Annotated in this window: 17 protein-coding genes, 2 tRNA genes and 2 pseudogenes; 13 read left to right on the plus strand and 8 right to left on the minus strand. The window is 70.1% G+C overall.

Annotated elements, in window-relative coordinates; translation table 11 throughout:
* Window positions 1-32 precede the first annotated feature (32 nt).
* On the minus strand, window positions 33-611 hold the full coding sequence (locus CHC11_RS00245) for a YceI family protein (protein ID WP_089309508.1): 579 nt from the start codon (window positions 609-611) through the stop codon (window positions 33-35).
* A gap of 123 nt (window positions 612-734) precedes the next feature.
* Between CHC11_RS00245 and CHC11_RS00250 the strand changes: the two genes are divergently transcribed.
* Together CHC11_RS00250 and alaS are read left to right on the plus strand one after the other, a co-directional pair.
* Window positions 735-1,115, plus strand: coding sequence for a winged helix-turn-helix transcriptional regulator (locus CHC11_RS00250; RefSeq protein WP_089309509.1), 381 nt, complete (start codon window positions 735-737; stop codon window positions 1,113-1,115).
* A gap of 129 nt (window positions 1,116-1,244) precedes the next feature.
* A complete protein-coding gene (gene alaS, locus CHC11_RS00255; RefSeq protein ID WP_089309510.1) occupies window positions 1,245-3,866 on the plus strand; it encodes an alanine--tRNA ligase in 2,622 nt (873 codons plus the stop codon).
* Window positions 3,867-3,912: 46 nt separating this feature from the next.
* Here the strand turns inward: alaS and CHC11_RS41915 are convergent, their stop codons facing one another.
* Together CHC11_RS41915 and CHC11_RS00265 are read right to left on the minus strand one after the other, a co-directional pair.
* Complete coding sequence (locus tag CHC11_RS41915) at window positions 3,913-4,326, minus strand: MDR/zinc-dependent alcohol dehydrogenase-like family protein (protein ID WP_218825880.1); 414 nt, start codon at window positions 4,324-4,326, stop codon at window positions 3,913-3,915.
* 495 nt (window positions 4,327-4,821) lie between these two features.
* Window positions 4,822-4,895, minus strand: a tRNA-Pro gene (locus CHC11_RS00265).
* A gap of 146 nt (window positions 4,896-5,041) precedes the next feature.
* Between CHC11_RS00265 and CHC11_RS00270 the strand changes: the two genes are divergently transcribed.
* A tRNA-Gly gene (locus tag CHC11_RS00270) sits at window positions 5,042-5,112 on the plus strand.
* A 285-nt stretch (window positions 5,113-5,397) separates the two neighbouring features.
* Window positions 5,398-5,791 (plus strand): annotated as a pseudogene (locus tag CHC11_RS00275) (transposase); the annotation flags it as partial.
* A 45-nt stretch (window positions 5,792-5,836) separates the two neighbouring features.
* On the opposite strand, the pseudogene CHC11_RS42300 reads toward CHC11_RS00275, so the two are convergent.
* Window positions 5,837-6,028 (minus strand): annotated as a pseudogene (locus CHC11_RS42300) (transposase); the annotation flags it as partial.
* A gap of 122 nt (window positions 6,029-6,150) precedes the next feature.
* Here CHC11_RS42300 and CHC11_RS00285 point away from each other — a divergent pair.
* The 9 genes from CHC11_RS00285 (at window position 6,151) to CHC11_RS00325 (ending at window position 13,932) form a co-directional block, all read left to right on the plus strand.
* Window positions 6,151-6,354: a PaaX family transcriptional regulator C-terminal domain-containing protein gene (locus CHC11_RS00285; protein WP_425427260.1), complete on the plus strand. Its 204-nt coding sequence runs from the start codon at window positions 6,151-6,153 to the stop codon at window positions 6,352-6,354.
* A gap of 126 nt (window positions 6,355-6,480) precedes the next feature.
* A complete protein-coding gene (locus CHC11_RS00290; protein ID WP_089309512.1) occupies window positions 6,481-7,740 on the plus strand; it encodes an ABC transporter substrate-binding protein in 1,260 nt (419 codons plus the stop codon).
* A 3-nt stretch (window positions 7,741-7,743) separates the two neighbouring features.
* Window positions 7,744-8,613, plus strand: coding sequence for a branched-chain amino acid ABC transporter permease (locus CHC11_RS00295; RefSeq protein WP_089309513.1), 870 nt, complete (start codon window positions 7,744-7,746; stop codon window positions 8,611-8,613).
* On the plus strand, window positions 8,613-9,599 hold the full coding sequence (locus CHC11_RS00300) for a branched-chain amino acid ABC transporter permease (RefSeq protein ID WP_089309514.1): 987 nt from the start codon (window positions 8,613-8,615) through the stop codon (window positions 9,597-9,599). The genes CHC11_RS00295 and CHC11_RS00300 overlap by 1 nt, the downstream gene beginning before the upstream one ends.
* A 2-nt stretch (window positions 9,600-9,601) precedes the next feature.
* Window positions 9,602-10,366, plus strand: a complete 765-nt coding sequence (locus CHC11_RS00305) for an ABC transporter ATP-binding protein (protein WP_245918707.1) — start codon at window positions 9,602-9,604, stop codon at window positions 10,364-10,366.
* Window positions 10,353-11,090: an ABC transporter ATP-binding protein gene (locus CHC11_RS00310; RefSeq protein WP_089309516.1), complete on the plus strand. Its 738-nt coding sequence runs from the start codon at window positions 10,353-10,355 to the stop codon at window positions 11,088-11,090. Before CHC11_RS00305 ends, CHC11_RS00310 begins: the two co-directional genes overlap by 14 nt.
* Window positions 11,091-11,142: 52 nt before the next feature.
* A complete protein-coding gene (locus tag CHC11_RS00315) occupies window positions 11,143-11,985 on the plus strand; it encodes an NAD-dependent epimerase/dehydratase family protein (RefSeq protein WP_089309517.1) in 843 nt (280 codons plus the stop codon).
* Between the two features lie 44 nt (window positions 11,986-12,029).
* The gene (gene pdxR, locus CHC11_RS00320) at window positions 12,030-13,478 is read left to right on the plus strand and encodes a MocR-like pyridoxine biosynthesis transcription factor PdxR (RefSeq protein WP_089309518.1); all 1,449 of its coding nucleotides are present in this window, start codon (window positions 12,030-12,032) and stop codon (window positions 13,476-13,478) included.
* Between the two features lie 55 nt (window positions 13,479-13,533).
* A complete protein-coding gene (locus CHC11_RS00325; protein WP_089309519.1) occupies window positions 13,534-13,932 on the plus strand; it encodes a cupin domain-containing protein in 399 nt (132 codons plus the stop codon).
* A 232-nt stretch (window positions 13,933-14,164) separates the two neighbouring features.
* On the opposite strand, the gene CHC11_RS00330 is transcribed toward CHC11_RS00325, so the two are convergent.
* The 4 genes from CHC11_RS00330 to CHC11_RS00345 form a co-directional block, all read right to left on the minus strand.
* The gene (locus CHC11_RS00330) at window positions 14,165-14,752 is read right to left on the minus strand and encodes a maleylpyruvate isomerase family mycothiol-dependent enzyme (protein WP_089309520.1); all 588 of its coding nucleotides are present in this window, start codon (window positions 14,750-14,752) and stop codon (window positions 14,165-14,167) included.
* The gene (locus CHC11_RS00335) at window positions 14,749-15,579 is read right to left on the minus strand and encodes a fumarylacetoacetate hydrolase family protein (protein WP_089309521.1); all 831 of its coding nucleotides are present in this window, start codon (window positions 15,577-15,579) and stop codon (window positions 14,749-14,751) included. Before CHC11_RS00335 ends, CHC11_RS00330 begins: the two co-directional genes overlap by 4 nt.
* Window positions 15,576-16,703 (minus strand): cupin domain-containing protein, encoded by a 1,128-nt coding sequence (locus CHC11_RS00340; RefSeq protein ID WP_089309522.1) that lies wholly within the window; start codon window positions 16,701-16,703, stop codon window positions 15,576-15,578. Before CHC11_RS00340 ends, CHC11_RS00335 begins: the two co-directional genes overlap by 4 nt.
* Window positions 16,704-16,856: 153 nt before the next feature.
* Window positions 16,857-17,702 (minus strand): PaaX family transcriptional regulator, encoded by an 846-nt coding sequence (locus tag CHC11_RS00345; protein WP_245918631.1) that lies wholly within the window; start codon window positions 17,700-17,702, stop codon window positions 16,857-16,859.
* Between the last annotated feature and the right edge of the window lie 73 nt (window positions 17,703-17,775).

The following is a 17,775-nucleotide window of genomic DNA, read 5'->3' on the forward strand; positions in this document are numbered from 1 at the left end:
GTCGCGCACCGTCCGGCCCGGCGACGCGGGGGTCAGCCGTCCTGGAGGACCGCCTGGATCTCCAGGACGATCTGGATCTTGTCGCTCAGCGCGAGCCCGCCGCCCGCCACGGTCGTCGCCGCGCCCACGCCGAACTCCAGGCGGCTGAGCTCGCCCGTCGCGGTGAACCCGGCGCGGGCGCCCCTGGACGGGTCGTCCTGCCGGAACGGGTCGGGGCCGAAGCCGCCGATCTCCAGCCGGAGCGGGACCTGCCTGGTCAGGCCGCGCAGCGACAGCTCGCCGTCCAGCACGAAGTCCTCGCCGTCCGGGCGCACGCCGGTGGAGCGGTAGCTCATGGACGGGTACTTCGCGACGTCCAGGAAGTCGCCGGACCTGACGTGCTCGTCGCGCTGGGCGTTGCCGGTGTCGACCGACGCCAGGTCGACCGTCGCGGTCACCGACGACGCGAGCGGGTCGGCGCCGGTCACGACCGTCCCCTCGAACGTCCCGAAGCGGCCGCGGACCCGGCTGACCATCAGGTGCCGGACGGTGAAGCCGACCCCGGAGTGGAGGGGGTCGATGGTCCAGGTCCCGGCGACGTAGCCGGGGATCTCGACAAGCTGGGCCGTCATGGTGTCTCCTACGGTTATGGAAGGTAAGGCAGTTCCCATCAGGAACCGCTTCCATGGTGAGGACATCTCACCAACCGGCACAAGAAGGCACTTTTTTCTGCCCTGGTCACCTGGAGATAACCGATGGAGCACACCGTCGCGGGCTGCCGCGCCCGCGAGATCCTCGACCGGGTCGGCGACAAGTGGTCGCTGCAGGTCATCGCGCTGCTCGGCGAGCGCACCAAGCGGTTCACCGAGCTGAGGCGCGAGATCGACGGAATCAGCCAGCGGATGCTCACCGTCACGCTGCGCGGCCTGGAGCGCGACGGCATCGTCACCCGGACCGTCTACCCCGTGGTGCCTCCCCGCGTGGAGTACTCGCTCACCCCGATGGGCGCGACGCTGATGGACGCGGCCGGCACCCTCGTCGCCTGGGCCGAGGACCACCTCGCCCAGATCGACGCCGCCCGCGACGACTACGACGCCCGCCAAATCGACGTGCGGGCCGACGACGCGCGCCGGTAACGTGGACGGCGATGGTCATTCACGAGGTGGGACGGCGAGCTAGCCGCGTCGAGCCGGGGAACGTGCAGACGTGCCCGGCCCGGCTCGGCGGCGTGCGCCTTCATCCCATCGACCTCGTGAGGCCGTCCCATGCGCTCGACTGACATCCGTTCGACCTTCCTGGGCTTCTTCCAGGAGCGCGACCACCGCGTCGTGCCGTCCAGCCCGCTGATCCCGTCCGATCCCACGCTGCTGCTGGCGAACGCGGGCATGAACCAGTTCAAGCCGTACTTCCTCGGCGAGACCACGCCCGACCACCCCCGCGCGGTGTCGGTGCAGAAGTGCGCGCGTACGTCCGACATAGAGAACGTGGGCCGCACCACGCGGCACACCACGTTCTTCGAGATGCTCGGCAACTTCTCCTTCGGCGACTACTTCAAGGCGGAGGCGATCTCCTGGGCGTGGGAGCTCCTCACCCGCCACTACGACCTCGACCCGCGCCGCCTCTGGGTCACCGTGTACCTGGACGACGACGAGGCCGTCCGGCTGTGGCGGCGCGTGGGTGTCCCCTCTGAGCGGATCCAGCGGCTCGGCATGGAGGACAACTACTGGTCGATGGGCATCCCCGGCCCCTGCGGACCGTCCTCCGAGCTGCACTACGACAGGGGGCCGTCCTTCGGACGTGAAGGCGGGCCCGCAGTGGACGGCGAGCGGTACCAGGAACTGTGGAACCTGGTCTTCATGCAGAACCTCCGTGGGGAGGGCTCCGGCAAGGACGGATACCCGATCCTCGGCGAACTCCCCGCACGGAACATCGACACGGGGCTCGGTCTCGACCGTCTCGCGGCGGTGCTGCAGGGCGTGGACACGGTGTGCGAGACGGACCTGCTCGCGCCGACGTTCCGCCTCGTCCAGGAGATGGCGGGCCGCATCTACCCGGGACGCGACGGCAGCGAGGACTCCACGTCCTTCCGCGTCGTCGCTGAGCACTCCCGCTCGGTCGCGTTCCTCATCGCGGACGGCGTCATGCCCGCCCGCGACGGCCGCGGCTACGTCCTGCGCCGCCTGATGCGCCGCGCGATCCGGCACGCGCGCAGGCTCGGCATCGACGGCCCGGCCCTGCCCGCGCTGGCCTCCAGCGTCGTCGGAACCCTCGGCGAGACCTGGCCGGAGCTGTCCCGGCGCTCCGAGCTCATCGAGCAGGTCGTCACGGCCGAGGAAGAGGCGTTCGAGCGGACGCTGCGCCACGGCTCCCAGATCCTCGACGCGGCGATCGGCCGCGCCACGACCGCCATCTCCGGGCGGACGGCGTTCGAGCTGCACGACACCTACGGCTTCCCGATCGACCTGACCGTCGACGCGGCGCGGTCGGCCGGCCTCACCGTCGACGAGGACGCGTTCGCCGATCTCCTCGAAGAGCAGCGCCGACAGGCGCACCATGCCGGCCGGGGCCGCAAGGGCAGCGCGGTCGCGCGGCAGGACCTCTACCGCCGCGTCGCCGCGGCGCACGGCCTCACCGACTTCGTCGGCTACTCCTGCGAAACAGCCGAAACACGGATCGGGGCCCTCCTCGGCCCGGACGGCCAGGTGCCCGCCGCGACCGAGGGCGACGAACTGGAGGTGACCCTGACCCGCAGCCCGTTCTACGCGGAGTCAGGCGGCCAGGTCGGCGACACGGGCACGATCCGCACGTCCGGCGCGACCCTCGACGTCGTCGACACCCGGCCCGGACTGGACGGCCTGCACGTCCACACCGTCCGCATCGTGGACGGGGAGGTCCGTCCCGGCGACGAGGCCGAGGCGATCGTGGACGCGGACCGCCGCGCGGCCACCGCCCGCTCGCACAGCGCCACCCACGTCCTGCACGCGATGCTGCGCCGCACCCTCGGCGACCACGCGGCGCAGCAGGGCTCCCGCGTGGAGCCCGGACGGCTGCGCTTCGACTTCGCGCACTTCTCCCCCGTCGACACGGGCCTCGTCCAGACCCTCGTCAACGACTACCTCCTCGACGACCCCGAGGTGCGCGTCTGGGAGGCGACCCGGACGGAGGCGGAGCGCGCGGGCGCGACCGCGCTGTTCGGCGAGCGGTACGGCGCCGACGTCCGCATCGTGGACATCGGGGACGCCTCCCGCGAACTCTGCGGCGGCACCCACGTCGGCCACGGCTCGCAGGCGGGCCCCGTCCACATCGTCGGCGAGTCGTCCATCGGCACCGGCCTGCGCCGGATCGAGGCCCTCACCGGCGCCGACGCCCTCCGCCACCACGACCGCGCCGCGTCGCTGCTGGAGGAGCTCGCGGTGCTGAACGTCCGTCCCGACCAGGCCCCGGACCGCCTCCGGCAACGCCTCGAAACACTCGCGGAGACCCAGCGGCAACTGGCGTCGCTCCGCCTGGCGCGCCTGGACGCGGAGGCCGACCGCCTCGGCTCCCTCGCCGAACCGACTCCGGGCGGACGGCTGGTCGCGCGGGTGGTCGACGACGTGACCGGCGCGGACCTGCGGGCGCTGGCCTCGAAGGTCCTGTCCCGCGGCGCGGACGTGGTCGTCCTCGGCACGGCCGCGGACGGCAAGGCGATGCTGGTGTCGGCGGTCGGCCCGCGTCCGGCGGGCGCCGGCGTCCAGGCCCGCGACCTGCTCACCGGCGCGGCACGCGAGGTGGGCGGCGGCGCCGGCGGCAAGGGCCCGGTCGCGAGCGCGGGCGGCCGCCGGCCCGAGAACCTGGAGCGGGCGGTCGCGGTGGCGGCGCGCACCGTCCGCGACCTTCCGGCCTGACCCGCCGCGTCCCCTCCCTCCCCGTCGCAGGGAGGGGACACCTCGGTCACCCGTTCGGCAGGATCACCGCACGCCCGTCGACCTCGCCCGCGTGCAGCCGCTCGTACGCCCGCGGCGCCTCGCCGATCCCGCACGTCTCCACATGGACCTCGACCGCGCCCGTCCGCGCCAGCTCCAGCACATCGCCCAGCTCCGAGCGGCTCCCCCAGTACGGCGCCCGCACCGCCGCGTCGCAGGCGATCATCCCGAAGCCGACCTTCGCACCCCCCGCGCCGATGCCCACCAGCACCACCTCCGCCTCCGCCTCCGTCCCGCAACGGCCGTCGCCAGCTCCACGGCCTGCACCACGCCCACGAACACCGCCCGCGCCCCCGGTCAGCTCCCGCACCCGGGCCGCCGCGCGCCCGTCCGAGACCAGCGTGACCTGCGCCCCGACCCGCCGGGCCAGCTCCAGCTTCACCGCGCGATCACCATCGCCGCGCTCAGCGCCCGCAGCAGCTGCACCGCCACATGCCCGAGCCCGCCCGTCCCGATCACCACGGCCGCGCTTCCCGGCACCAACCGGGGCAGCGCCCCCTTGATCGCGTGGTACGGCGTCAGCCCGCGTCCGTCAGGGGGACGCTCGCGACCGGATCGAGCCCCCCGAGCGGCACCAGATGGCGCGGACCGTCCACCAGCAGATACTCGGCGATCGCGCCGGGAGCCCCAGCCCCGGCGGCTTGGTCCGCAGCTCCCCCGCTCGCGTGCAATAGTTCTCCTCGCCCTGGGCGCACATGGAGCACATCCCGCACCCCCACGAGCAGAACCTGCCCGGGCCCCGGCTCGGACTCCGGCGCCTTCGCGATCTCCCGGTACTGCAATGCCTTCCTGCCTCCCCCTGGCAACGTCTCAGAGGGTCGACACCCGATGGCATGACAAAGCCCCGCTTCCCAGGAGGAAGCGGGGCTCGATCAAGTCGGGCTGGCGGGATTTGAACCCACGGCCCCCGGCACCCAAAGCCGGTGCGCTACCAAACTGCGCCACAGCCCGTCCGCCGCCCACCGGCGGCGACGCGAGCAGTCTAATGCCGATCAGGGCCGCCCGCCCCGTCCATTACGCCGAGAGCACGAGCACCCGCGAAACCCTGTACCCTACGGATGGTGATCGACGGCCCTCCAGGGCCGCCCCCTCACCCCGCGGGCGTAGCTCAATGGTAGAGCCCCAGTCTTCCAAACTGGCTACGCGGGTTCGATTCCCGTCGCCCGCTCTCTCATTTCCTCAGGCCAGGCGGCATGTTTAAATAATCTTGGAGCGACTCCAAGATTTTCTATCACTGGTTCTATCACTGGGCCGGTACGTGATCATGATGGATCTCAGGCGACCGAGCGGCACCTGGAGCCACTTCCGCCTCCCGCACTTGAACTGTGCAACCTCCGGCCAACCACCTTCACGCCCCTCACCCGCGGTGGGAGGGCCACGGCAGAAGACGCCCTCGGAGCCCGGTCCACCTCGGACCCTCTCTGCCAGACTCCTGTGAGACATGGGACGAACGAGTCTCAAGCCGATCTACACGGCCTCGAACCAGGAAGTGGCCGAGGAACGGTTCCTGGAGTTCCAGGAGGCATGGGGCGGGAAGTATCCGGCGATCATCAAGCTCTGGTCGGACGCCTGGGCCGAGTTCGTGCCCTTCCTCCGCTTCGACGTGGAGATCCGCAAGGTCGTCTCCAGCACGAACGCGATCGAGAGCGTGAACGCACGGATACGCAAGGCCGCCCGCGCTCGTGGGCACTTCCCGAACGAGGCCAAGCGATGAAGTGTATCTACTGGCGCTGATGTCCCTGGACCCCACCGGCAAGGGCCGCAAGCGATGGACCATGCGCTGGAAGGCGCCTCTCAACGCCTTCCAGATCGAGTCCGAAGGCCGACTCACCCCGACCGCCAACTGAACACCTCAACAACCACGATCAGCCGTTAACTTGACACACCTGGGACCGGTAGCCGTTGCGGCGGTTGACCCGCTCGTCCGAGCGCTGCCGGTAGTCGGCGCCGGAGACCGCGTCGGCCTCCGCGCTCATGAGCGCCTCGGCCATCGTCTTGACCATCGACCGCAACACATCGGGCTCACACGCCCCGATCTGCCCGGCCAGCCAGCCCGCAGGGTCCACACCGTTGTCCACGGCCATCGCGTTCCTCTCCTTCTGATCTTGGTCGATTCGAAGGATCACGCGATGGCCGTCTCACGTCACGACGCCACGCCCTCTGACCAGGTCAAACTCATACACCACTTGCGTGGACGCAACCACCCTTGGATGCCTTCGTCGAACGCATGCGGCTGATCCACGACTACCGCCACTTCCCGTTCCGCGACCCCGACCTGCCGACCGAGCTGCTACCGGCCGGCTGGCTCGGGCGCGACGACGCGCACGAGCTGTTCCTGGAGCCGTACCACCTGCTGAAGCAGCGTGCGGAGGAGCAGTTCGAGCGCCTCTGGGAAGAGGTGGGCAGCTGACCGTCCAGGTTGTTTGCCGAGGCCGAGGAACTCTAGACGGCACTCTTCCGCTTCCATGGGGGATTTGATACAACTGCCTCACGAACGTGGTGAATATGAGTCACGAATCCTCGAGGAGGCGTGCCCATGGAGGCGCGAAGAAGACGCTGGACGCTGGGACTGTCGCTGGCTCTGGGAGCAGCCCTCGTCGCCGGGTGCGGAGCGCAGCCTCCGGGGTCCGGCCAGGATGGGAACACCATCAAGATCGGGGTCCTGACGGGCCTGACCGGTGACTACGGCCCCTGGGGCGAAGCGGGCCTGGAGGCGACCCGGATCGCGGCCGACGAGATCAACGAAGCCGGCGGCATCGCGGGCCGCAAGGTCTCCCTCGTCGTGGCCGACAACGGCTCCTCGGTCGAGGGCTCCGTCTCGGGCTGGAAGAAGCTCGTCGAACTCGACAAGGTGGTCGCCGTCCTGGGCATGGAGAGCGACGGCGCGGTCGCTCTGCTCGATGAGTCGGCGGCATCCCGGGTTCCCGTCATGTGTCCCGCCTGCGGCACTCCGACACTCGATACCAAGGGCGGCGACTACGTGTGGCGGCTCACCAGCGGCGACTCCGATCTGGGAGTGGCGTTGGCGCAGGTGGCCCTCAAGAAGACCGACCGGATCGCCGCGCTGACCCAACGGGGTCTGGAGGCCACCGAGTCGATCTCCAACGTGTTCATCAAGGCGTTCGAGCGCGGGGGCGGGGACGTGATCTCCGACACCCGGTTCCTCGGCGATGCGAACTCGTTCTCAGGGGACCTCGAGACCGCCTTCGCGGACTCGGACACGGTGTTGGTCTCCTCAGGGCTGGAGCCCGGCACGCGGCTGCTGAGGGAGTGGGAGCGGCGTGGTCATGAAGGCACGCTGTTCATGATTCCCGAACTCATCACGGACAAGACGCTGAAGATCGGCGGCGGCAAGCTGCAGGGGCACGCGTTCGGCGTGAGTCCGGCTTACAAGTCGGACAGCCCGGCCTACCAAACGTTCGCCAAGAAGTACAAGGCCCGTGTCGACAAGGAGCCGTCACCCGCGCTCTACGAGCCAAACTACTACGACCAGCTGATCATCACGGCACTCGCCGCCGTCGCGGCGGACCGGGCCGGGAGCGAGGTGACCGGACAGGAGATCCGCAACCACCTCGCCCAGGTGGCCAACGCTCCGGGCGTCGCCGTACACGGCTTCATGGAAGGCCTCGCCGCTCTCAAGGCGGGGAAGGACGTCGACTACGTGGGCGCCTCCGGTCCCGTCGACTTCAACGACCACGGAGGCGTGGTCAGCATCTTCTCGGAACTGGTCGCCAGCCCAGGAGGCTGGAAGCAGGGGCAATTCATCGAGCTGAACCCCGCGCTGCGAGACGAGTGAGCCATGGTCCTTCAGATGATCGTTTTTGGCGTCCTGTCCGGCACCATCCTGGCGCTGGGTACCGTCGGCTTCGCCATGGTCCGCCAGACCCAAGGCTTTCTTAACATCGCTCACGGACAGTTCTTGGCCCTTGGCGCTTACCTCGGACTTGAGTTTACCACAGCGTGGAATCTCAACATCTGGGTGTCAGGTGTCCTCGCGCTGCTGATCGTCGGTCTTGTCGGCCTGCTGCTGGCGTGGGTCGTCTTCCTTCCAGTGCGCAAGCAGACGGGTCTCGTCTCACTGTTCACGTCAGTGGGTCTCGCCTACGCCTTGTACGCTCTGATGAGGATCGTCTTCGACCCGAGCGTGCAGCTGTACTCGGTGGACTTCGGCGCGTCGCTCTCGATCGGATCCGCCTCCATCGCCGCCGGTGAACTGGTGGTGCTCGGCGTCGCGGCCTTCAGCGTGGTGGCCCTGCATCTGTTCCTGACCTACACCCGGCTGGGACAGGCGATCCGGGCGGTCGCCAGCAACCCGAGCCTGGCCAGCCTCCGCGGTGTCTCCGAGCGTGTCGTCGTCAGCAGCATCTGGTTCGTCTCGAGCGCCCTGGCGGGCCTGGCGGGTGTGCTGCTCGGCGTGGTCGGCTCCGTGCATTCCGAGATCGGTTGGGCGCACATCCTGGCGATCCTCGCGGTGGCCGTTCTCGGAGGCGTGGGGAGCATCTACGGCGTGATCGCCGCGGGTCTGCTGCTCGGGCTCGTCACGGAGCTCAGCGCTCTGGTGATCTCCAGCGACTACCGGTCCTCGGTGGCGTTCCTCGCCATCGTCGTCACCCTGCTGGTGCGCCCCCAGGGACTTTTCGCCGTCTCGTCCCGACGTGAGGTGGCGTGATGTCCGCCTGGTTGCTCTTCTTCGCGGGCGTCCTCTGCCTGGCCGGTATCTACGCGACCTTCGCGATGATCTTGAATCTCGAAGCGGGCTGGGGAGGACTCTGGGACCTGGGACTGGCCGGACTGATAGCCGTTGGTGCCTATTTCTACGTCATCGTCACCTCCGACTCGGCGGACATCGCCTTCTCTCCCGGCTGGCCGATGTGGCTCGGAATCCTCGGTGCCGGGATCTTCACCGGCTTCGTGGCCTTCGTCATCGGGCTGCCCGCGCTACGCCTGCGAGGGGAGTACTTCCTCATCACGACCTTCGCCTTCGCGGAGGTCACGCGGCAGATCATCACGAACGAAACAGGTATCACGCGCGGCGCCTTCGGCTTCACGCAGATTTCTCGGCCTTTCGAGGGTCTGGTCGACGTCTCGAACTACCCCTACGTCCTTCTCGGGATCGCCCTGGTAGCCGTCGCGGGCACGTACGCCGTCACGCGCCGCATCGGCCGGTCCCCGGCGGGACGCGCACTGCGCGCCGTCCGGGACAACGAGGTGGCCGCGCTGGCCCTCGGCAAGGATGTGGCCGCCGCGCGCCGGCGCCTGTTCGTGCTGGCCGGCTTCCTGATCGGGATCACCGCACCGGTGTACGTGTGGTACCTCAGCAGCCTCCAGCCGGGCCTGTTCACCGCCGAGATCACGTTTACGGCGTGGACCGCGCTCGTCATCGGAGGGATCGGCAGCCTGCGCGGCCCTCTCGTGGGCGCCTTCCTGCTCACCGTCCTGACATCGGCCACGCAGTTCCTGCAGGTGTCCCCGGAACAGGCCGCGACGCTGTCGTCGTTGCAGCCGCTGATCATCGGCGTGGCTCTCATCCTGATCCTTCGGTTCCGACCGCAAGGCCTCATCACGGAACGGGCCGACCTCGATCGGGCGCGACGGGGGTCACCGGGATCCAGTTCCCCCGTCGCCGGACCACTGTCAAGGAGTGCCGCGAAGTGACCATGCTCAGAACAACAGGGGTCTGCAAGACGTTCGGAGGAGTACGGGCTCTCAACGAGGTCGACGTCACCGCGCGGGCAGGCCGAATCACCGCCCTGATCGGACCCAACGGCGCAGGCAAGACGACGCTGTTCAACACCCTGACCGGCTTCGAGTCGATCGACCGCGGCCACATCTTCCTCGAGGACAGGAAGATCGATGGTCTGCCCCCCTGGCGCATCGCCCGGCTCGGCCTCGGCAGGAGCTTTCAGACCCCCACCGGATTTCCGAGCCTGACCGTCAGAGAGAACCTGATGGTCGCCGCGGCAAGGACGCACCAGGAGCGGCTGTCCTGGTGCTTCCGGCCAGGCAGGCACGTGAACCGTGGGGAAGCCGCCGCGCGGGACAAAGTCGACCATTCTCTGGAACGCCTGGGGATAGAGCACCTTGCGAACTCCCGAGTAGCGGACATATCGATCGGAGACGCGAAGCTCGTGGAAATAGCACGCCAGCTCGTTCGTGAACCGAGGATCCTCCTGCTGGACGAGCCCGCGGCGGGCGTCGACCCCTCCCAGGTCGGCACCCTGATAGCGCGCCTTCACGACCTTCACGACCAGGGCATGACGATGCTGCTCATCGACCACAACCTGTCATTCGTCTTCGGGGTGGCCGACGACGTGCACGTTCTCGCCCTCGGCAAGGTCATCGCCTCGGGGTCTCCTGGAGAGGTCATGGGCGACCAGCGCGTGCGGGACGTCTACCTGGGTGAGTCACATGACGCTGCTTGAGCTGGTGGACGTCCGCGCCGGATACGGAGGCATGCCGGTACTGCACGGTGTGGACCTGCGTGTCGGCGCTCGCGAGATCGTTGCCGTCGTCGGCCCGAACGCGGCCGGCAAGTCGACGCTGGTGCGGACGATCGCGCGCCTCCTTCCGTTGCAGGGCGGAACGATCCGCGTCGACGGTCGCGACGTCACCCGGTCGGCTCCCAACCATGTCGCGCGCGAAGGCGTGGCGTGCGTGCCCCAGGAGGCCAACGTCTTCGGCGACCTGACGATCGAGGACAACCTGAAGATCTCGACGATGGCGCTTCCTCGGGCACTGCGGGCCCAGACCCGGGACCACCTGTACGACCTGTTCCCCCGTCTGGTCGAGCGGCGGCAGGCGCGTGCTCGGACGCTGTCCGGTGGAGAACGCCAGATGCTCGCCGTGGCCGGCGCGATGGCCCTGCGCCCGCGCCTGCTGATCCTGGACGAGCCGACCAGCGGCATGGCCCCCATGGTCATCGCCGACCTCGTCGAACGCATCGTCCGGGCACGCGACAACGACGGGGTCGCGATCCTGTGGGTCATCGGCGAGAGCGCCAAGCAGATCGTGCCTCATCTCGACCGCGCCTACGTGCTGCATGCCGGGCAGGTCGTCGATGAGTTCGACAGGACGCGGCTCGCCGATGAGGGCGCCATCGCCGATGCCTTCCTCGGAGTGGGGCGCGGCGAAGCGAGCACCGGTTGACCCCTCGGTGGGGGCACCGCATTTTCCAGACTGTTCAGACATAGGAGAGAACATGAAGGTGTTCGTCGCGGGAGCAACCGGCGCCATCGGGCGTCGGCTCGTTCCCCAGCTGCTGGATGCCGGCCACCGGGTGGTCGGCCTGACCCGTCGCCCTGAGGCGGCGAAGGCACTGGCAGCCCTCGGCGCAGAGCCGATGATCGCGGACGTGTACGACGCGGCCGCCTTGCGCGAGCGGTTGGCCGAGGCCGCTCCGGACGTCGTGATGCACCAGCTGACGGACCTGGCGGACCTCGACTACGCGGCCAACGCCAGGCTGCGCATCGAGGGCACCTCGAACCTCGTTTCGGCCGCGACCGACGCGGGAGTCGAACACATCGTCGCCCAGAGCATCGCGTGGCTCTACCGCCACGGCCACACGCCCGCGGTGGAGACCGACAAGCTCGACAGCAGGGCGTCGGCATACCCCGGCGTCGCAGCACTAGAGCAGGGCGCGGCCAAGCTGCCACACTCGGTGGTCCTGCGCTATGGCGCGCTCTACGGGCCCGGCACCTGGTACGCCCCGGACGGAGCCCACAGCAGCAGCGCCCGGCGCGGCGAATGGTCGCCCGGCGGCGCGTGGACGTCGTTCGTGCACGTGGACGACGCCGCGGCCGCGGCGGTGGCGGCACTCGGCTGGCCGTCGGGCGTCTACAACATCGTCGACGACGAGCCGGCCGCCCCTGGTGACTGGGCGCCCGTCTTCTGCGAGGCCCTCGGGGCACCGGTTCCGCCGTTGCCGCCCGGGGACGAGGTGAGCGGACGGCCCGTCTCCAACGCCGCGGCGAGAGCGTTGGGCTGGCGACCGAGTCGGGCCTCGTGGCGCGAGGGACTCCCGCGCAGCCTGGCGGCCTCCTGACCTGGGCTGTAGACACGGTACGGTCCACTAGAGTGGCCCACTCAATGAACGAGAGAGTGGACGGCCTTCCGTCCGGTGCGGGCCCCGAGCTGTTCCTGGACGTGCCGCCCAGGGGCGGGCGGCGCCGGGCGGTCGAGGAGTCGTTGCGGGCCGCCATCGGTGATGGCCGGCTGGTGGCCGGGGCGCGCCTGCCGTCGACCCGGGATCTCGCCGCCCAGCTCGGGGTGGCGCGCGGTACCGTGGCCGCCGCCTACGAGCAGCTGGTCGCCGAAGGCTGGCTCACCGCCCGGTCCGGCTCGGGGACGCGCGTTGCGGCCGAAGCCGGTACGCCGGCTCCGGCGGGCCGGGCGAGCGCCGTCCAGCCGTCCGCGGCCCGCCATGACCTACGTCCCGGCCGCCCGGACACCGGCGCCTTCCCGCGCGCCGCCTGGGCCCGCGCCATGCGGTACGCGCTGAGGGAGGCGCCCGCCGACGCGTTCGACCCCGGCGATCCCAGGGGCCGGCCGGAGCTGCGCAGCACGCTGGCCGCCTATCTCGGCCGGGTGCGCGGCGTCCGCGCCGACCCGTCGCATCTGGTCGTGTGCTCCGGCTTCACGCAGGCGCTCGACCTGCTCGCCGGGGTCTTCGCCGAGCTCGGGGCGGGCACGGCGGGGATGGAGAATCCCGCCATCGGCGACCACGTGTCCATCGTCGCGTCCCGGCTGGCCGTCGCGGACATCGCCGTGGACGCCGAGGGCATGTCCGGTGCGGAACTGGCCGCCTCTGGCGCACGGGTCGCCGTGTGCACACCGGCCCATCAGTTTCCACTCGGGATGAGCATGTCCCCCGCGCGCCGGACCGAACTGCTGTCCTGGGCGGAGGAGAACCTCGGCTGGATCGTCGAGGACGACTACGACGGGGAGTTCCGCTACGACCGGCGTCCCATCGGCGCGCTCCAGTCCCGCCTGCCGTCCCGGGTGATCTATGTGGGATCGGCCAGCAAGAGCCTCGGACCGGCGGTGCGGCTCGGCTGGATCGCCTGTCCGCCGAGCCTGCTCGAACCGCTCGCCGAGGCCAAGCGCCGAGCCCGCCCCACCAGCCCGCTCGAACAGCTCGCGCTCGCCCGCCTGATCGACAGCGGCGACTACGACCGCCATCTGCGCGGCGTCCGGCCGGCCTACCGACGTCGCCGCGACCTCCTGGCCGGCGCGGTGCGCGAGCGGCTGCCGCGAGCGCGCGTCCTCGGCATCGAGGCGGGCCTGCACGCCATCATCGAACTCCCCGCCGGTTCGCCGGACGAGGCGACGGTGACCGCGGCCCTGCGTGCCGCGTCGGTCGGTGCGCACGGCTTAGGCGACTACCTGCGCCCCCCGCTCGATGACGACCCCCGCCGAACGTCGCTGGTGGTCGGGTACGGGACGCCGCCCGCGCACCTCTACCAGGCCGCAGTCGATTCGCTCGTCAGCGTGCTGCGGCGGTTGGACGAAGCCCCGGCCTCTCGAACGGCCCAATGATTCGCACCCGTAATGGCTCATCTCATCGGGCCGAATCCGCCCTAACGTACCGTCCATGCAAAGCACTCCGCAGTCGAGCACCGTCCTCACCGTCCTGCAGGAACAGCATCCGTCGATCCCTGACGGGGCCTGTGCCATGACGGTCCACATCGAGCTGGCCCCCGGTGCACCGGGGACACCGCCGCACCGCCACAGCGGCCCCGTCTTCGGTTACATGCTCGAAGGGGAGATGCTCTTCGAGCTGGAGGGCGAGCCGGAGCGGGTGATCCGTGCCGGCGAGGCGTTCTGGGAGCCGGGCGGCGACGTCATCCACTACCAGGCGGCCAACAACCTCAAGGACGAGCCGAGCCGCTTCGTCGTCGTCATGATGTGCCTCCCGGGGCAGCCGATGCTCACACTCGTCGACGACGAGGAGCTGCGGCGGCGGCAGGACCGCCGGGCCCCTCGCCCCTGAGCCGCCGCATCAGGTGGCGACGGTGCAGGCGGCAACGGGTGCAGGCGGCAACGGGTGCAGGCGGCAACGGGTGCAGGCGGCAACGGGTGCAGGCGGCAACGGGTGCTACCGATCACGCGGTCGGCGGTGCGCCGAGCCGGGCGAGTGGCGGGGCCGCCACTCGCCCGGCAGGTTCACCGGCCCGGTCGCCGCACCCGTCCTCGACGATCTCGAGCACCGGCCGCTGCGGCGTTCAGAGCCACGGTGTCAGTTCGGGGGCGTTGGCGGTGCGGCCGGTCAGCCATTCGGCGAGCCGGGCAGCGTTGCCCTTGTTCGCCTGCTTTGATGCGGCGTCGACGACGAGGGCCGCGTTGAGATCGTCGGGCAGGTCGGCGAAGGTGACGCCCGCGTCGAGGTCGACGGTGTGGACCCAGACCTCCCTTGCCCGCATCCAGGAGATCTCCGCGGCCGGGACGGTACGCCCCTGCGCGGTGACCACCGGGATGTCCCAGGCGTCTTCCGGCAGTGCGTCCATGTCCGCGCCCAGCCTGCTCGCGGAACGGTGGACGAGGGCGCGCAGCTCACCGGCGGGCAGCGCCGACAGCTCCTCGATCTCCGCCGAACGCTGCTCCGGTCCCGCGTACATCCGGTTCTCGACGCCGGTGGCGGCCCAGCTCAGTAGGCGACGCAACGCCTCGGCGTTGCCGTGGACGTGAGCGACGACGTGCCGGCGCGTCCACCCGTCCAGACGGGTGGACGCCGACAACTCGTCGTCGGTGAGGCGGTCCAACGTGGCGAGGAAGCGCGCCGTTCCGCGGTCCGTCCAGATACGAGGGTTCATGACGTCCTCACGGTGTTCTCCAGGCGGCCGATGCCCTCGATCTCGGTGACCACGGCGTCGCCGTCGGCGAGGTAACGCGGCGGCTTGCGCGCATGGCCGACGCCTCCCGGCGTGCCGGTGGCGATCACGTCTCCGGGCCGGAGGGTGACGATGGTGGAGGCGTAACGGACGAGGTCGACGGGGTCGAAGACCAGATCCGAGGTGTCGGCCCTCTGCGTCTCCCCGCCGTTGACCCGGCAACCGAGGGCGAGTGTGGGGCGAACGCCGCCGGGCAGCTCGTCGGGGGTGACCAGGACGGGGCCGAGCGGCGTGGTGCCCTCGAAGGTCTTGCCCTGAAGCCATTCCTTGGTGCGGAACTGCCAGTCGCGCATGGTGACGTCGTTCATCACGGTGAAGCCGGCGATGGCGTCCGCGGCCTCCCGCTCGGTGGCGCGGCGGACGGTCCGGCCGATGACCACGGTGAGCTCGGCCTCCCAGTCCGCGGCCGAGGATTCGGGTGGGAGCCGGATATCGTCCCCCGGGCCGATCAGCGCCTCGGCGAACTTGGCGAACAGGGTGGGGTGCTCAGGCAGGTCGCGGCCCATCTCCAGGATGTGGGTGCGGTAGTTGAGCCCGACGCAGAGTATCTTGCCGGGCCGTGGCACGACCGGGGAGAGGGCGTTGCCGGCTGGGCTCAGAACTTCGCCGATCGCGGACGCCGCCTCGTCCGCCCAGTCCGGGTGTTCGAGCAGCGCGCCCACGTCGGGGGCGGCCAGCAGGACGTACCCGCCGTCGTCGAGGCGGGCGGCGCGGGTCCCCCCGGCGGTGCGAACAGTCGCGATCTTCATTGGGTGTGCTCCGGGGCCGTGACGGTCTGGACGCGGTGCTGGTGCAGCCGCTCGAAGATGGGGGTATCGCTGAAGCGGAACAGGTCGAGACCGTTCTCGGTTTCCAGCATCAGCGGCTGCCAGGAGGGCACCACGAACAGGTCGCCGCGCACGGCGGTCCAGGTGCTGTCGCCCACGGTCACCTCGCCGTCGCCTTCGAAGACCTGGAAGACCGAGGATCCGACCTCACGGGTCGCGGTGGTGCGCGTGCCGGGGGCGAGGCGGTGGAACTCCGTCCGGAGGGTCGGCATGACGTCGCCTCCGGTCGTCGGGTTGGTGTAGCGGACGGCGGCGTGTCCGGGCTCGACCGTGACCCTGTGCCCTTCGGACTCCAGGGCCAGTTGCTCCGCCAGGGCTCGGTCGGTGTGCTCCCACCGGTAGGCGAGCAGCGGGGTGGCCGGCGTCGGCGCCAGGTGGGTGAGCGGGCGCAGGCCGGGGTGGCCCCACAGCCGCTCGGCCCGGGAGCGGTCGGGCGTCTCCCGCGTGTCGACCTCATCCGGCCCGTACTCGAAGAAGGTGGAGTCGACGAAGTACTGGTAGGGGATGTCCAGGCCGTCGATCCAGGCCATCGGCCTGTCGGTGATGTTGTGGTGGCCGTGCCAGTGCCAGCCGGCCTGTGGCAGGAAGTCTCCGCGCCGCATGGCGACCGGGTCGCCGTCCACGACCGTCCACACGCCCTCGCCTTCGACCACGAACCGGAAGGCGTTCTGGGTGTGCCGGTGAACCGGCGCGTCCTCACCGGGGTTGAGGTACTGGATCGCGGCCCACAGCGTCGGGGTCGCGAACGGTCGTCCGCCGAGGCCGGGGTTCGCGAGCGCGATCGCCCGCCGCTCCCCGCCCCGTCCGACCGGAACCAGCGCGCCGGCGCGTTCGGCCATCGGCAGCAGCCGGTCCCACCGCCACAGATGCGGCAGCGCCTTCGAGTGAGGATGCGGCGGCATCAGGCCGCCGATCTCGGTCCACAGGGGGACGAGCAGCTCGGACTCGAACCCGCCGTAAAGCTCCTCCAGTTCCGGCGTCCGCGCCGGCTGGTCGGCGCCGTCGGTCGAGGTGATCCTCACCGGGCTGGGATGGGTGGGCGTCATGGATCTCAGGCTCCCTTGGCGGTCGGGCTCGTAGGGGCGCGTCTTCGGACGGCCCGGGGCCCGGCGGCCAGGTGCACGACACGAGCAGGGGCCCCATGCGCGTCAACTCTACGTCGTCCGTCGATATTTTCACACACATCAATGTCGGTGATCTTAGGTCGCCGGTGGGGTCAGGCCCGCGACCTCGTCATAGAAGCGCTGGGCGGGAGGCCCGAGCAGGGAGTGCGCCTCAAGGAACATCTCGTGGGCCTCACGGCCAGCCCACCCCGCAGGGAGCAGCTCGATCGGCAGGTCCGGATCGCGGAAGGGGAACTTCCGGTAGTCGTAGGTCAACCGCATCCGTTCCACCAGAGCCTCCTTGGGGCTCAGGTGGCCGGCACGGTAGGACGGCAACCGGCCGCGGTAGGTCCGCAGCAGCTCGCGGTAGTCCTCGTTGAGCGTGTCCAGGTCCCAGCAGCGCGAGGCCATCTCCCGGTCGACCGGGAGGCTGCGGGACTGGCAGTGCAGCGCGTCCAGACGCACCACCGGCTCGTCCGCGAAGTTCTCCAGTACCTGCTGGACGCGGTCGTGCGGGCAGATGTACGTCGAGGGCGCCAGGGGGCCGAACCCGAGCCATGCCAACTCCTTGCGGATCCGGTCGCGGGTCGCGCGGTCGGTCTCGGGCACCGAGTAGATCACCATGTGCCAGGTGCGGTCCCATTCGTCCCGCACCCGGTCGAAGATCCGCGAGCGGCCCTCGTCCAGCAGGCGCAGGCTGCGCGGGTTCAGCACGTAGACGCTCTCCCGCCCTTCCCGTCGCGCGTCGAACCAGCCCTCCTTGCGCAGCCGGGACAGCACCACCCGGATGGTGCTCTCGCCGATGTCGAAGCACCCCATCAGCGTGTTGAGCGTGCGCATCCGGGCGGCACCTCCGCGGTACCGCACATAGTCACCGAAGAGATCGAAAACGATGGACCGGGGCTTCACCGGGGGACTCCTCCCGTCGACAGGCGTACTCATGCACTATCCCATGCACGGCGGCCGTCGCCAGAGTGATCGGTGACGGATCCGGACATGGTGGCGTGTTCAGAAT

The sequence above is a fragment of the Actinomadura mexicana genome (genome assembly GCF_900188105.1).
GTDB classification, from domain to species: domain Bacteria; phylum Actinomycetota; class Actinomycetes; order Streptosporangiales; family Streptosporangiaceae; genus Spirillospora; species Spirillospora mexicana.

What these genes read in the sequence shown, in the direction of transcription:
- CHC11_RS00325 (WP_089309519.1), top strand. Translation starts at nt 13,534, where the DNA reads ATGCAAAGCACTCCGCAGTCGAGCACCGTCCTCACCGTCCTGCAGGAA.
- CHC11_RS00335 (WP_089309521.1), bottom strand. Translation starts at nt 15,579, where the DNA reads ATGAAGATCGCGACTGTTCGCACCGCCGGGGGGACCCGCGCCGCCCGC.
- CHC11_RS00310 (WP_089309516.1), top strand. Translation starts at nt 10,353, where the DNA reads ATGACGCTGCTTGAGCTGGTGGACGTCCGCGCCGGATACGGAGGCATG.
- CHC11_RS00290 (WP_089309512.1), top strand. Translation starts at nt 6,481, where the DNA reads ATGGAGGCGCGAAGAAGACGCTGGACGCTGGGACTGTCGCTGGCTCTG.
- CHC11_RS00315 (WP_089309517.1), top strand. Translation starts at nt 11,143, where the DNA reads ATGAAGGTGTTCGTCGCGGGAGCAACCGGCGCCATCGGGCGTCGGCTC.
- CHC11_RS00250 (WP_089309509.1), top strand. Translation starts at nt 735, where the DNA reads ATGGAGCACACCGTCGCGGGCTGCCGCGCCCGCGAGATCCTCGACCGG.
- CHC11_RS00300 (WP_089309514.1), top strand. Translation starts at nt 8,613, where the DNA reads ATGTCCGCCTGGTTGCTCTTCTTCGCGGGCGTCCTCTGCCTGGCCGGT.
- CHC11_RS00305 (WP_245918707.1), top strand. Translation starts at nt 9,602, where the DNA reads ATGCTCAGAACAACAGGGGTCTGCAAGACGTTCGGAGGAGTACGGGCT.
- CHC11_RS00345 (WP_245918631.1), bottom strand. Translation starts at nt 17,702, where the DNA reads ATGAGTACGCCTGTCGACGGGAGGAGTCCCCCGGTGAAGCCCCGGTCC.
- CHC11_RS00295 (WP_089309513.1), top strand. Translation starts at nt 7,744, where the DNA reads ATGGTCCTTCAGATGATCGTTTTTGGCGTCCTGTCCGGCACCATCCTG.
- alaS (WP_089309510.1), top strand. Translation starts at nt 1,245, where the DNA reads ATGCGCTCGACTGACATCCGTTCGACCTTCCTGGGCTTCTTCCAGGAG.
- CHC11_RS00340 (WP_089309522.1), bottom strand. Translation starts at nt 16,703, where the DNA reads ATGACGCCCACCCATCCCAGCCCGGTGAGGATCACCTCGACCGACGGC.
- pdxR (WP_089309518.1), top strand. Translation starts at nt 12,030, where the DNA reads ATGAACGAGAGAGTGGACGGCCTTCCGTCCGGTGCGGGCCCCGAGCTG.
- CHC11_RS00330 (WP_089309520.1), bottom strand. Translation starts at nt 14,752, where the DNA reads ATGAACCCTCGTATCTGGACGGACCGCGGAACGGCGCGCTTCCTCGCC.
- CHC11_RS00245 (WP_089309508.1), bottom strand. Translation starts at nt 611, where the DNA reads ATGACGGCCCAGCTTGTCGAGATCCCCGGCTACGTCGCCGGGACCTGG.